Source organism: Pyrinomonas sp., assembly GCF_040289685.1.
Lineage (GTDB): Bacteria > Acidobacteriota > Blastocatellia > Pyrinomonadales > Pyrinomonadaceae > Pyrinomonas.
Genome location: NZ_PSLQ01000046.1, coordinates 1 through 14674 on the forward strand (window position 1 = coordinate 1; position 14674 = coordinate 14674).

Here is a 14674-nt window from a genome sequence, read left to right on the forward strand (position 1 = left end):
TCGGGTATCTGACAAAAGACGTCCAGCGCAAGCTCTCAGCGCGCTCCCCCTTGGATACAAGGCTCGCGGGGAAGCGCGCTGACACAGAGATTGAAGCTCGCTTTCCGAGCATCTAGAACTGCAACCGCACGCCCACTTGTAACTGCCGCGGCAATCCGGAGGGCGGCAGCGCAGTGACGTTGCTCAACAGATAGTTGCCGTTGGCGTCGCGCGCGCGAAGGAAGTTTGGATTGGTCGCGCCATTCAAGCCACAACTACGGTCTCGCGTGTCGGCGCAATAAGTCGCCGCCGTTCCCGTGTACTGTAGATTGACGATGTTGAAGAGGTTGAACAGCTCGGCTGAAAGAACTAATCGGCGCGTTTCGCCCAAGCCGAACGATTTTTGCAAACGCAGATCTACGTCGTAAACGGGACGATTGCGAAAAGCGTTCCGCTTGAAAGGCACTCCCGGCGCGCTATAGGGCCGATCGTTGTTCACCGTGTCGTTGTTCAGATCCGACCCGACACGCGCATCAATCGGAATGGCTGAACGTAATCTTATGGCGCTCGACACCTCGAAACCGAACGGGAGGAAGACGACCGGGCTAGCGACGAATTGGTGGCGGCGGTCGAGCGCCGAATAGTTGTATTCAGGCTTCAAGTTGAAGGAGTCATCGTAGAAGATTCCCGTCGCGCTGCGCTCATTATCATCGTCGGATAGAGCGCGCGAGAGCGTGTAGAAGGCGCTGAATTGCGCGCGTCGCCCGCGATAAGTGGTTCGCACGACCAACGCTTGATAGAGCGAGCGCGCCGTGGATTCGCGCACGAGAATGCGGAACAGCGATGAAACCGGCCGCGTGCCGCTATAGACCGGGCGCTGCGCCGGATCGCCTGGCTGAACCGTCGGCGCGAAGAGGTTGACGTCTCGATTGCGCTGCAGATAGACGGCATTGACTTGAGTGTAGTCGGCGCCAATCGTCCAGCCGTTGACGATCTCGTGCTCAATGCCAGCGCCAAACTGATACGAGCGGGGATTACGAAAATCAGGCGCAACGACCAAGGGCGAAGCGCCGGCAAACGGATCCGGTGCCCCAGCAAGCACGCCCGCCGCAATGAGCGCCGTCGAGATGCGCTGCACCGTCTCAGGCGTGATGATCGGCAGATTGCCGAGCGAAAACTGGTTGAGGTCGATGCCGACCAGTTTCAATTGGTCGTAAACGGTGCTGAACTGATTGTACCGCGGGTCGCTCAGCGGAATGGACAATCTAATCGGCAGCGTGACCGAAAGGTCTCCGGGCGGTAGGCGGAAATTGTTCATCGGTCCAGCGATCAGCAAGAAGGGCGAACGAGCGTAGTATATGCCGCCGAAGCCGCGCACCACGGTGCGCGATTTGCCGAAAGGATCCCACGCGAACCCGACTCGCGGCGCAAACTGCTTGTCGCTATCGGGGATGTAGGCCGGATCTAGACGCCGTCCGTTCGGATAAACGATGTCACGCACGCGCAAGTAGAGCGATTCGTTGTTGACCGGAGGTTGCGGATTAACCTGCGCTTCGTAGCGCAAACCGTAGTTGAGCGTGAAGTTAGGCCGAACGCGCCATGAATCTTGGGCGAACATAGCGAACTCGACGACGTAATACTCAGCCAGCCCATTGCCGATCTGCCGCGAATAAGTCACATCGCGCGAACGATCCGAGGTAGTGCTGATCGGATCAAACCGGTTGAGCGTCCTGCCGGCGGAATCGGTCCGCGTCCCGTTGCGCGAAAGGATCTCGAGAATCGCGTTAACCCCAGCGGGCGTGCTGGCTGACCCCAAAGCGCCGCCGATGTTGAAGACGCCGAAACGGTTGAAGGCGAAATCCTGAAAGACCTTCGTATAGGTGAAGTCGCCGCCGAACTTGGTCGTATGATTGCCGACGATGTAGGAGAGGTTATTCGCCACGCCGATGCGCGTATCGTATTGCGTGGTGGGAAAGAAAGACCGCGTGCCGAAAGTCCCCACGGCGGTTTGCACACCGGGCGAGCTGGAGTTGCTCAAACGCGGACGATCCTCGCGCGAAAATTGGAACCGGAACTCGTTGAGCGTGCTCGGTCCGAAGATCGTGTCCAGTTGAACGACGCCCGTGTTCGTGCGGTCGCGCTCCGTGCCGTTGCTCGATAACGCGAAACTGGTCAACGGACTCAACGCTTCGCCCGTCGCTGCCGCGTTGAGCGCTTTGTTCTGACTGTAGTTATAGCGGATCGAGAGGCGATTCTGCGCGTTGAGCTGAAAGTCCAATCGCCCCAAGCCGGCGATCGCATCGTTGGTCTGAATGAACCTCGTCTGCAAAGAGCTAAAAAGATCATATGCCTCGCGCGTCTCCGGCGTCGGCGTAACCAACCCGAGCGCGGGGAAGAAGACCTCGCGCGGATTGTCGATCAACTGCTGCTCGTAGGCGAAGAAGAAGAAGGCGCGGTCTTGGCGCAACGGACCGCCAATCGAACCGCCGAACTGTTGCTGCGTCGGGACCGGTGTGACCTTGCGCCCTTGTAGCTGCGGACTGGACTCAACGGCGCGAAAGAATTCGTTGCTGGAAGCTGCTTCGCGATGCCGCAAAAGGTAGAAGGCCGAACCGCGAAGCTCGTTCGTCCCGCTTTTGGTCACGGCGTTGACAATGCCGCCGGTGGAACGCCCGAATTCCGCTGCGTACCCGGCAGGCACAACCTGAAACTCGCGGATCGACTCTTGCGGGATCGTGAAGGCTGAATTGGAGCGCTCGCCGCCGCGTATGCCGCCGAAAAACGGTTGTGTATAGTCTGACCCATCGATCTGCACGTAACCGTTGACGCCGCGCTGCCCACTCAGCGAAATCTGGCCGCGATCAGGATCGACCTGCGCTGTCGGCGTCAGCGTCACAAAGTCTTGAAAGCGACGCCCATTGATCGGCAGATTTTCGATCTGCGTCTCGCTCACAAAAGCGTCCGCTTCGTTGCGCGTCGTCTGCAACGCCTGCGCCGTCACCGTCACGGTCTCTTGTACGCTGCCCGCGCCGAGCGCAAAGTTGACATCGGAGGTGCGGCCAACGTTGACGACGACATCTTCGACCGTCGACGGCGAGAAATTGGGAGCCTCTGCCGTGACGGCGTAATTGCCAGGCGGAAGCGCTGGGATGGTGTAAAGCCCATCGGCGTTTGTGACGACCGTGCGCGCAAGGCCAGTCTGTTTGTTGACCGCTTTGACGCTCGCGTTGGCGATAGCACCGCCCTGCGTGTCGAGCACCTGCCCGGTGATCTGCCCCGCGCTCGCTTGCGCTTGTGCATGCGCGCGCGGAACCTGCGCGAATAAAGACAAGAATGAGACGCAAACAAGACCGATCCGCAAAAAACGGAAAGCCATAAGATTTTCTCCTAAACGGAATTGAATCTTTGATTCACGGGTTCGGACGTTCATCAAGCCGTTGCCTGTAGAGGTTATGGCTCCAAAGTTAAACCGGACTTACAGGCGCGTGAACAGTCTGTTAATTCCGCGCGGCGAGGTCTCTCATCCCTTTCTTCAAAGCGAGTGTAAGTGTATTTTATGACCGATCCCTTTGCCAAACCACGATGAGCAACAGACTGATCGCAAAAGCGCTTTTCGTTTGTTTAACCTCGCTCCTCCTTGGCGTTCACGCCCGCGCGCACGACTGCTTACGCTCAGGGCCGATGCTCGGTTACAGCGAGATGACCGAGGTGATCATTTGGCTCCAGACCAAACACCCATGCACGGCGCAGGTACGTTTCTGGAAGCGAGGTCAACCCGAAACAGCGCGGCTGAGCGAAATCGTCAAGACGAGCGCAACGAGCGACCACATCGCGCGCTTTCGCCTCTCTGCGCTCGCCTTCGGCACGCGTTACGATTACGAAGTCTATCTCGACGGCGAACGATTGTCATTGCCATACGAGACTTCATTTCAAACGCAACCGATGTGGCGCTGGCGCACTGACCCGCCAACGTTCAAATTCGCCTTCGGCTCCTGCGCTTACATCAACGACCCGCCGTTCGACCGTCCTGGCCCGCCCTATGGGGCCGGCTACGAGATATTTCAGGCCATCGCTGCGCAAAAGCCCGATTTCATGATTTGGCTCGGCGACAACGTTTACTACCGCGAAGCCGATTGGCTGAACGAAGCGGCCATGCGTTACCGCTACGCGCACACGCGGGCGCTACCCGAACTGCAACCGTTGCTTGCCTCCGTCCACCACTACGCCACTTGGGACGACCACGATTACGGCCCGAACGATTCGGATCGCAGTTTTCGGGGGCGTGAATGGAGCTTGCGCGTCTTCAAAGATTACTGGGCCAATCCGTCCTACGGCACCGTGGAGACGCCGGGCGTGTTCACCAGCTTCGAGTGGGGCGATGTTGAGTTCTTCTTGCTCGATGACCGTTTCCACCGTTCGCCCAACAAGATGCCGCCCGAACCGGAGAAGGCGATGTTCGGCCCCGCACAGATGCGCTGGCTGATGGAGGCGCTTCGTTCGAGCGATGCGACATTCAAGATCATCGTCGCCGGCAATCAGATGCTCAATCCGCTCACCTTCTTCGAAGCTTTCGGGAACTACCCAGAAGAACAGAAGCGACTTTTCGATTTCATCCGCACGGCGCGCATTTCGGGCGTCCTCTTTCTCTCCGGCGATCGGCACCACACGGAACTAATCAAGCGCATCGAACCGGGGCTTTATCCGCTCTACGACTTCACTTCGAGTCCGCTCACCTCGGGCGGGAGCCGCATCGAACGTGAAGCGAACAATTCGGCACGCGTGCCCGGAACTTGGGTGACCAACGGGACGCGAAATTTCGGCATGATCGAAGTCTCTGGCCCGGCCAAGGACCGCAAACTGACGTTGCGCACGCTGGACCAAAAGGGGCGCGAGCTTTGGAGGCACGAGATCCGCGCCGCCGAGTTGAGCTTTCCCGTTTCGCCTTGAAAGCTTTGCGCCGCTGAAATCAAGCCTTCGGTCAAAGGCGGGCGCTATGCCGTCTTTGTAAGGCGTCAATTCGACAGGGTCTTCGGGCGTGCATCGCTGGCGCAAATTTCAGCGGCGCGGCAGCCTACGGCGGCATCGAGCGAGTTGAATCCGCGCCGCGCGAGAATTGCGTGCAACCCCGCGTTGATCCGGTGCACGATGCCGATGCCTTCGTACACCAAGCCGGTGTAAAGTTGCACGAGCGAGGCCCCAGCGCTGATCTTTTCCCAAGCATCCTCGGCGGTGAAGACGCCGCCGACGCCGATGATCGTCGTTGCTCCGCGCGTTAGCTGGTAGAGCTTAGCGATCACGTATGTGGAGAGCGGTTTGAGTGGGGCGCCGCTCAGGCCGCCCTCGCCGACGCCTTCAATTCTCTTTGGCGTGGCGCGCCGGATGAGATCTCGGCGCGTCGTTGTATTCGTCGCGATGATTCCAGCGACCGCCTGTCGCTGGACCACTTCGGCAACCGTCGCCAGCTCTTCGTCATTGAGATCCGGCGCGATCTTGACGAGCAGCGGCTTCGGCTCGATTCCGCGCGCTTCAGCCAGCTCGCGGTTGCGATCTTGCAGCGCGCCGAGCAATTCGCTCAACAGTTCTGCGCGCTGCAAAGCGCGCAATCCGGGCGTGTTCGGCGAACTGACGTTGACGGCGATGTAGTCGGCGTATGGGAAGACTACTTCGAAACTCACCAAGTAATCATCGAGCGCCGCTTCCAACGGCGCGCTGCGGCTTTTCCCGATGTTTACGCCGACAACGCACGACGGGCGCGCCCGAGCAAGGCGCGCAGCGAGAAGATGTGCTCCTTGGTTATTGAACCCCGCACGGTTGATGAGCGCGCGATCTTCGGGCAAACGGAAGAGACGCGGGCGAGGGTTGCCTGGTTGTGGATAGCGCGTGACCGTGCCCAGTTCGATGAAACCGAAACCGAGCGCGTCCCACTGTCGCGCCGCGACGCCGTTTTTGTCGAAACCGGCGGCGAGGCCGATCGGGTTTTTGAACTCCAATCCAAACCGTTCAAGCCGGCCCCACGTCAGCTCGTCATAACGCGAAGATGTTCGAATCAGCGCTGCCGGAAGGCGCGACAACGTCGCGAGAGCCAAATCGTGCGCCGTCTCAGAATCTAACCGAAACAGAAGAGGCCGGAGCACCCAGCGGTAGAGCATCTTTTCCTCTCCGTCGTCCGCGACGCTAACAGAGCACGCATGGCGATGTCAAAACGACAGAGACGGTTCGACTGCCGATCGCGGTTTTCCGCCGTGAAAAACGGGCGCCTTCGCGTCGCGCGAAAGCGCCCGATCTTCAACCGAGCGAGAAACAGACGGCCCTGCACTGAAAGGCATCCAAGTCGAACCGCGCTCTTCTGGCTTCGACTTGTACGTCGGCCTTTCAAGGCGTGTTGGGTTGCGGCGCGTTCGGATCCGCTGGCGGAACGCGTCGCTTCAGTTGCGGCGGCTCCTTCTTTTCGGTTTTGTTGTCCGTGCCGCTTTGCGTGCCGTCATCGGTGGTCGGCTGCCGCCGCTTCAACGTCGGGCGACCGGAACCTTCTTTGTCGCCGATGTCGCCAGCGGTGGACGCGCGCGCGTTCGATAGGCGCAGCAACCGAGCCTTGACGCGCTGAAACTCCGAGGTATTGACGACGTACTCTTCACGCTCAGGGAAGCGCGCAACCAACTCACGCACTTCTTGCAAACGCTCTGCGGAAGGCGGATGGGTTGAGAACAAACGCGAGATCGTGCCCGGCTTCTTTTTGTCTTTGGCCGCCAGTTTCTCGAACATGGTCGCCAACCCGCTGGGATCATATCCGGCAGCCCACAAGTACTGCGCGCCTAAACGATCGGCTTCCTCTTCCGCTCCGCGACTGAACTTCAAGAAACCGAGGCCCAAGCTGATGTTGGCCACATCGTAAGCGATTGGCGGGATCCCGAGAAAGATGCCGGCGATCAGACCGATTTCGGCCAGTCGCGCTTTGGCTAGCTGCTCCATCGAGTGGCGCGCGGCGACGTGCGCGATCTCATGCGCCATCACGCCGGCGAGTTCGGCTTCGTTGTCTGCGGCCAGAATCAACCCCTTGTTGACGTAGAAGAACCCGCCGGGCAGCGCAAAAGCGTTGACTTCGTCCGAGTCGATCACCTTGATCGTGAAAGGCACTTTGGCGTCCGAGTGAAGGACGAGGTTCTGCCCGACGCGATTGACGTACTCCGTGATGACGGGATCATCAATGAACTTCGCTTGGCGATCGACCTCGGCGGCAAGCTGCCTGCCGAGCCTAACTTCGCTCTCCAACGAACCGCTCATCTTGGCGAAGATGCCGCTGTTGATCTTGCGCTTGCCGACAAGGCGCGGATCTTCTTTGCTCGACAGCGGACGCTGTCTGGTTTCGCTCCTCGGCGCAGCCGCGCTCGATTTGCTCGGCGGCTGCTGCGCCGCTTGAGAATTCGCTGCTGTGGGCGGTGATGATTGCTGAGATGGCTGCTGTGTGGCAGGTGGCGACGACGGCTGGGTTTGCTGCGCGATCGTCGGGAGCGAACCCATCCAAAGAGCGGAAATCAACCCGATGGCGAAGATCGTGCGGGAGAGTTTGCGCGAAGTCATTGTTCGTCTCCGATGGTTTCAGGGAAGAAACGCTCACCAGATGCGCTCGATGCGCATCGCCTTCTCCGACGCCCAACTATGAAACCTTTCGCTTGAAAGGAGTTCAGCGCGTTGTCTTGGATGCCCAGACCGGCTCGTTTGGTTGCAGCCAAACCTCGGCGTCGCAGCCTAATTATAGGCCAATTCCCGGCCCGAAAACAGCTTCGACTGCGGCTCAGCGAAACCGCAGCCAAGGCCGAGCAACCGAGGTCAAGATGAAATCAGAATCGCTCGGTCTCGCCGAAAAATGCCGCGTGATCGGATGGCGTCGAAGGGCACCTCCGAGACCAACAAGGTGGCAACTGGCTGCAATTTGAACCCAGGGAGTCATCTATCTCGAAGGGGCAGACGACCTCCTCGGTTCAACGCGCCGCTGGGGAAGCGGCTTTCGGCTCTTCGTCGAGATGAAGCCGAGACGGTTTTTCCGAAGAACGATTCGGGCCGCTTTCTGGGGATGGACGCCGGTTGCGCGAACGTGGTAGAGTCGAAAAGGTCTTGCCCCACTGGACCCACCTCACTGGAAAAGCCGACCGATACGTACCCTGAAAGATGAAGCGCGTTCAAGAAAAGATCAAGGATTTCGTCGAAGCGCAGCGCGTCGAAGAGCTCCGCGATTTCGCTTCGGACCCGATGCGCACACTCGCTGCCTACCGTTTCACGGATGCGACCTCGGATCTTCTCGCCCGTTGGCTCGATGTGCTCGCCGACCTGCCGCGCGGGCGCGGTGCAGCGCGGGCATTGGCTGGCGTGCGCGGCGTCGGCAAAAGTCATACGCTGGCCGTTTTTGGCGCGTTGGCAGCGCACCCAGAGCTGCGCGCGCGCACTGAAGACGCACACGTTGCGACCAGCGCCCGGCGATTGATGAACCGCCGTTACGTCCTCGTGCGTGTGCGCCGCGGAACGCGCCCCACGCTGCTCGAAGAGGTCGCCGTAGCGCTCAGCGAGACTTTCGGCGGCTCTTTCGAGATGGAACCGGAAAGTCTAGTTAGCGCCGCCTGCGCGCACGTGCCCGACGCGGTGTTGATCCTCTTGATCGACACCGCGGCCGAGCGCGCTCGGCGCGTCGGGCGCAACGACGGCCCGATTTTGAGTCGTATGGCGCAAGCGGCGGAGAACAGCAACCTTTTCATCGCGCTCGCGCTCGACGACGACATCGCCGATGCGAGCGGGGCCAACGTCGTCCTCGCTGGCACTTTTCAGATCGACTACCTCGACCCCGAACACCTCTACCGCATCGCCGAAACGCACGTGCTGCGCAAAACGCCACAAGCGCGTGCCGCTTTGCATGAACTTTACCTAAACTTGCGGGCCGCACTTCCCGGCTTTCGCTGGAGTGAGCAACGCTTCATCGCGCTCTACCCGCTTCATCCGATCATCGCTGATGTCGCCGCTTCCGTTCGCCTGTACGCGCAAGACTTCGCTTTCTTACCCTTCGCCGCCTCGGCGACCGAACGCGCGTCCAATCGTCCGGCGCTGTCGCTCGTTTTGGTGGATGAGCTTTTCGATCGCGTCGAACAATCGCTGCGGCGCTCCGAGGAATTGCACGAAGTCTTCGCCGCCTACGACGAATTGACTAGGTTCATCGCTGCGCAGTTTCCCGTGATGCAGCGGTTGGAAGCCAAGCTCCTGCTCAAAGCGCTCTTCGTCCTCTCGCTCGACGGGCGCGGGGCCGATGAGCGCGAACTGTGCGCTGCACTGCTTCTGCACGACGAAAACCATCCGGAAACCACAAGCGAACGCATCGGCGAAGCGTTGCGACGTTTCGCTTCGACCGATCTACTGGACCAGAACCAAGACGGCGACCGCCGACGCTATCGCTTTCGCATCGGCGCTTCGCAGGATTTCGAGCGAGCTTTGATTGACGCAGCGCGCACTATGTCGCCCGCCGCTGTTGCCGCGCTGTGGCGCAGCATCGCGCGCAACCGCTTCGCCGATTGGCCTTTTGAAGAGGACGAGGAGCGCGCGGTGCTCGATTTCGTGTGGCGCGGCACACGACGACGCGGCGAAGCGAGGTGGCTCGCCGATGCTTCAAATCCAGAGGAGACGCTCGATCCGCTCCGTTTCGATTGGCAGCTTCGCGTGCTGTCGCCGCAAATCGTTTCTTCGGTTCCGCCAGCCCATTCCGCCTGTGCCGTCGATGCCATCTGGCAGCCGGACCAGCCGAAGCCTGAAGAAGAGGAAGTCTTTCGCCGTCTCGTTGCGCTGCAGACCGATGCTTCGTTGACGGCGCGCTTCGGCGACGCCGCGCGCGCATCGCTCGCTTCGCACGCGTCGCAAGCGGAGAGGATCTGGGCGCGCGCTTTCCTCGACGAAGCGACGTTATACATCAACGGAGAAGCGATGCGCTTAAGCGAACAAGCGAAGGCCGCCTCCTCGTTCGAAGATCTTCTGCGCTTCGCTTTCGACGACCGTTTCGCCACGCTCTACCCACAACATCCGATCTTCGCCGAGATCTTAGGCGAAACGGAGGCAGCCAACTTGATCGAAGGGCTGTTCGGCGGATTCAAACCGAACGACGCGCAAGTGCAAAAACTGGCCCAGCGCTTCGCCGAGCCGCTCGGATTGGTCTCCAAACGCGGCGAGACCTACTTGCTCGGCATGGGCGATGAAATGCTTGCGCCGCCATGGACCAGAGAGGTGATGCAGCTTGTCGAGACGGCCAACGGGGCGACCGTCCCCGTCGAAGATGCCTTTCGCGTGCTCCGTCGTCCGCCGTTAGGGCTGTCGCGCGAAGCGTGTTGGCTCGTACTTGCGGCGCTGGTCGCAAGTCGGCGCATCGAACTGATCACAGCCAGCGGTGATCGGATCACGCGCCGCACGCTTGACCGCACGCTGCGTTGGGAAGAAGTAATTGGCGTGGCCCGCGCGGCGAGCATCATGCACAGCGCCGAGGAGTTAACCGCCTGGGCGCGCGTGCTCACGGGGCAAGAACAGCTTTCCTCCATCGCCGACCCGGCGGCGCGCGAGCAGGTACGCGCCGCTTTGACCGCATGGTTGGAGCGCTGGCAACAAGAAGCCTTGCTTCACAGACTCGAACGCCTTCCGGACTTCGCTCTTTCGACGCGACTGTGGAACCTGATCGCCGCCGTCAAGCGCAGTTTCGGCAGCGCCGCTGAAGTAGTCGAAGCGACGCTAGCCGATCACGTGCCGCTTGAAGAAGGCTTGCAACGTATGGCCGATTGCTTCGCCGACGACATGCACCGCTTCGTGCGCGACCGTCGGCGTCTCGAATATCTCGCCCGGCTGCTCGACGGCTTGGAGCGGTGGAGATGGGTGCGAGCCTATCTTTGCGAAGCGGAACGAACCGACGTGCCAGAGATCGAAAAACTTCGCGGCGAACTGCTCACCATGAGCGACGATCCGTTCGCCCTCGGCGATGCCGATTGGGCAGCGGAATTCGTCGAGCTCTGGGAGACGTTTCACGCCGAGTACGTTGAATACTACGCGACGCTTCACGCCAGAACGCGCGAAGATGAAGCTTGGCCGCGCGCCTTGGAAGAACTGCTGCGCAGCCCAGAGTGGCGCGAGTTCGAAGCGCTTCGCCCCCTCAGCAAAGCAAGCGCGTGGATCGCGGACGAAGCTGTTCGATTGCTCGACCGCGCGCGTGCCGCGCGCGCTTGCCGTTGGCCGGTGCGTGAGATCCTGCGCCATCATCCGCGCTGTTGGTGCGGTTTTCGTCTGCGCGCCGTGGAAGAAGAAGCGCGCTTCGTCCAAGATCTCAAAACGCTAGTTGCAGCCGGACGCGCTGCCTACCGCCGTGCGCTCGCCGCGCTCAGCAGCAACTTGACCGAAGCCCTTCGCCTGCTCGCTCAATCCGAGCCGGATAGCCAGCTTGGTGATCGCGCGCTAGCCTTGGCCGACGCATTGGAACGCGGAGAGACCGATATCGCCTTTTCACACGAAGATGTGTGGTTGATTGAACGCGCGCTGCAAATGGGCGCCACGGCAACTCCCGTGCGCCTGCGCTTGCCGGATGAGATCTTCGGCTTCGTCGCCCAAGAGGAGCTCCGCGCGCGGCTCGAACAATGGCTCAACGCACTGCCTCAGGCGGCAGCGCTCGTTGAGCTCGAAGCGCGCTGAAGCGCTTCGAGCTTCGACTGAACGCGGCAGTCGAATGAGCGAACATGACGCTTTGAAAAGGCGTGATTAACGACGTTCGTCTGAAAAGCGTTGCACATCCCAGAACAATTGCGAGGGGCTAGCTTTCGAGATAAGCTCTCGCCGCCCACTTCGTCAGCTTCCAAATGCGGCCCCAATCCATCGGCTCGTTGCCGTTGCGCCCCAAGATTTTGGCCGCCAGCGTCCGACGCAGTTGGCGCCCTTCGCGTTGCAGGACCAATCGTTTAGCGTAAGGGCGCGCCGTATCGAAGAAGTTGAACTCCGGATCGGTGATCAAGCCGATGCCTTCAAGCGTCATCAAAGCGCGCATGATATAAGTGAAGTTGGCTGGCAAACGAAACGGATAAGCGTAAACGACATCGGCCAGCTCATAGGTCAGCTCTTTGAAATTGACTTCGCCGAGCTTCAGTTCAAGATGTTTTTCGAAGAGCTTCTCGATCACCGGACGCACGAACTCCGGATCGAATCCGGGCTTGAGGAAATTCAGTTTGAAAAGATCGTCGGCTAACGCGTGCACCTCGCGGTTGATGACATGAAAGAAGGCATCAACCATCAAACTCTGCAAATGTGGCGTGATCCTGCCGACCATGCCGAAATCGAAGAAAGCCAGCCGCCCGTCGTCCATGACGAGCAAATTGCCGGGATGCGGATCGGCATGAAAAAAGCCATCTTCGAGCAACTGCTTGAGGTAAGTTCGCACCAGCAAGCGATTGACTTTGACCGGCGAGATGCGCCGCGCGCGCAACGCTTCGAGATCGGTGACCTTGGTCCCGCGGATGAATTCCATGGTCAGAACTCGCGTGGTCGTGTGCGTCCAATAGATCTTCGGGACGTGGACGGCTCGCCACGTTTGAAAGTTCTCGCGGAAACGATCCGCATTCTGCGCCTCGCGCACGTAATCCATCTCTTCGAAGATGGTTTCCGTGAATTCATCGAGCATGCCGCTCCAGTCAGCGTTCTCGTTCAGTTGCGGATGGCGCGCGAGAAACGCGACCACGCGCCGCAACACGGCGATGTCGAAACTGACCGTCTCTTCGAGATGCGGGCGTTGAATTTTGACAGCGACATCTTCGCCCGTATGAAGCTTGGCGCGATGAACCTGACCGAGCGAAGCGGCAGCGATAGGCGTCCATTCGACTTCGGCGAAAGCCTCCTCCACGCCGCGACCCAATTCGCCTTCCAACGTCGCTCGAGCTTGTTCGACTGCAAACGGCGGCACTTGATCCTGAAGCGTCTCGAGTTCGCGGATGTAGGCGAGCGGGAGCAAATCGGCGCGCGTGGCGAGCGCTTGCCCGATTTTGATGAAGGTCGGCCCGAGGCGGATAAGCTGCTGTTTGAACCATCGAGCTTGTTTGACCAGGCGCGCTTCTCCGCCCGGCGAAGCGCTGCGCGCGCCGAACAAAACGGCGCGCGCAGCGCGAATCAGAAGATCGCGCGCGCGCGCCCCGAGATCGCGGCTCCAAAATTGCAATCTTGAAACCGCTCCCCGACGGCGCGCTTCTTCACGCTGTTTTAGACGAACGCGCTGCTGATAGCGCGCCCGCGCGTCGTAGTTCTCCAAAAACAGGCAAAGAGCCAACCATCCAAGCACCCACGCGATCTGGCACGTGCGCCACCGCGCGCGCCACACACCGCGCGCAGCGACGGCGCGGGCGATCGCGCGTTCAGCACGCGCACGCAGCTCATCGCGCTCGTGACCATTCCTCGACAAGGCATGCTCATTGCGCGCGCCAAGCGCCAGCACGACCTCTTTCTGCGACCGCTCGATCAGCATAGACATACGCGATTTTATTTAGATGACGAATGTGGCGATCTTGTGGCGTCGGATGAAAGTTTTGATCTCGAAACGGCTCTTTGCTGTGCGCTGCAGCTCGCAGCGAAAGCATTGAAACCGGCGTCGGACGCTTGCCTGACATACATTCTTTTACCTGCCCTACAGCAAGCCGTGCCGTCCGCTTGGCATGAAGCGTGCGCCATCAAACCACCTTGAGCGCGCGGCGCACACAGGAACGAGCGAAATAGCTTTCGGCGCGCGCCACATCGGCGGAGATTTGGCGCGTTAGATCTTGAATCGACTCGAAGCGCCGCTCGTCGCGCAAACGGCGTAGGAAGCGAACGCGCACCACCGAGCCATAGAGGTCGCCGGTCCAGCCGATGACGTGCGTCTCGACTGTGGGCGCAGCATGCTGCTCGAAAGTCGGGCGCGTGCCGATGTTGGTCACGCTTCGCCGCCAGACGCCGTCAATGAGCGTCGCCGTGACGTAAACGCCCCCCTTCGGGATGACGCGATTTTCCACCAGCAAATTGGCCGTGGGCCAACCGATGGTCCGTCCGCGTTGCGCGCCCCGTGTGATGCGTCCTTCGATGCCGTAGGGACGTCCAAGCATTCGCCGCGCGAGATTTACTTTGCCGGCGAACAGAAGCTGCCTGATGCGACTTGAACTGACGCGCTGGCCGCGCAATCTGACTTCCGGCACTTCGTCGGCGAAGAAACCGAGTTCGCGCCCGACGCGCCGCAACAGTTCGATGTTTCCGGCGCGGTTGCGTCCGAAAGCGAACCCTTGACCGAGATAGACCTCTTTGGCCTGTAGACGTTCGTGCACGACGTCGCGCAAGAAATCCTCGGCGCTGAGCTGGGCGAACTCGCGCGTAAAGCGTACGATGATCGTCTGTTCGATGCCCAAGAGGCGAAACCCTTCTAAACGTTGATCCAGCGTCTGCAACAGCGGTGGAGCAGCCTCCGGGTAAAGCACCGCGCGAGGATGCGGATCGAAAGTGATCACCGTCGGCACGGCACTGATGGCGCGCGCCCGCTCCACAACCGTGCGCATGATTAGCTGATGACCGATATGCAGACCGTCGAAAACGCCGAGCGTCAACACCGTCGGACGCGCGATTTCGGCATTATCGAATCCGTGAAACAATCTCATGGCCCTCTAAAGTTTCGCAGGGACTTTAG

General features: G+C 60.3%; 7 protein-coding genes. 2 read left to right on the forward strand and 5 right to left on the reverse strand.

Features of this window, described 5'->3' with window-relative positions:
* Positions 1–112: 112 nt before the first annotated feature.
* A complete protein-coding gene (locus tag C4334_RS10320) occupies positions 113–3355 on the reverse strand; it encodes a TonB-dependent receptor (RefSeq protein WP_352432006.1) in 3243 nt (1080 codons plus the stop codon).
* Between the two features lie 206 nt (positions 3356–3561).
* On the opposite strand from C4334_RS10320, the gene C4334_RS10325 reads away from it, so the two are divergent.
* Positions 3562–4926: an alkaline phosphatase D family protein gene (locus tag C4334_RS10325; protein ID WP_352432007.1), complete on the forward strand. Its 1365-nt coding sequence runs from the start codon at positions 3562–3564 to the stop codon at positions 4924–4926.
* A gap of 65 nt (positions 4927–4991) precedes the next feature.
* On the opposite strand, the gene C4334_RS10330 is transcribed toward C4334_RS10325, so the two are convergent.
* On the reverse strand, positions 4992–6128 hold the full coding sequence (locus C4334_RS10330; protein WP_352432008.1) for a quinone-dependent dihydroorotate dehydrogenase: 1137 nt from the start codon (positions 6126–6128) through the stop codon (positions 4992–4994).
* A gap of 223 nt (positions 6129–6351) precedes the next feature.
* Positions 6352–7557 carry a M48 family metalloprotease gene (locus tag C4334_RS10335; protein ID WP_352432009.1) on the reverse strand — a complete coding sequence of 402 codons (1206 nt, stop codon included), beginning with the start codon at positions 7555–7557 and terminating at the stop codon, positions 6352–6354.
* A 588-nt stretch (positions 7558–8145) separates the two neighbouring features.
* On the opposite strand from C4334_RS10335, the gene C4334_RS10340 reads away from it, so the two are divergent.
* Entirely contained in the window at positions 8146–11676 is a 3531-nt protein-coding gene (locus C4334_RS10340; protein ID WP_352432010.1) for a hypothetical protein, read from the forward strand.
* Between the two features lie 118 nt (positions 11677–11794).
* Here C4334_RS10340 and C4334_RS10345 read toward each other — a convergent pair whose 3' ends face one another.
* Together C4334_RS10345 and C4334_RS10350 are read right to left on the reverse strand one after the other, a co-directional pair.
* Positions 11795–13495 (reverse strand): ABC1 kinase family protein, encoded by a 1701-nt coding sequence (locus tag C4334_RS10345; RefSeq protein ID WP_352432011.1) that lies wholly within the window; start codon positions 13493–13495, stop codon positions 11795–11797.
* 196 nt (positions 13496–13691) lie between these two features.
* The gene (locus C4334_RS10350; RefSeq protein WP_352432012.1) at positions 13692–14645 is read right to left on the reverse strand and encodes a bifunctional riboflavin kinase/FAD synthetase; all 954 of its coding nucleotides are present in this window, start codon (positions 14643–14645) and stop codon (positions 13692–13694) included.
* Positions 14646–14674: the final 29 nt, after the last annotated feature.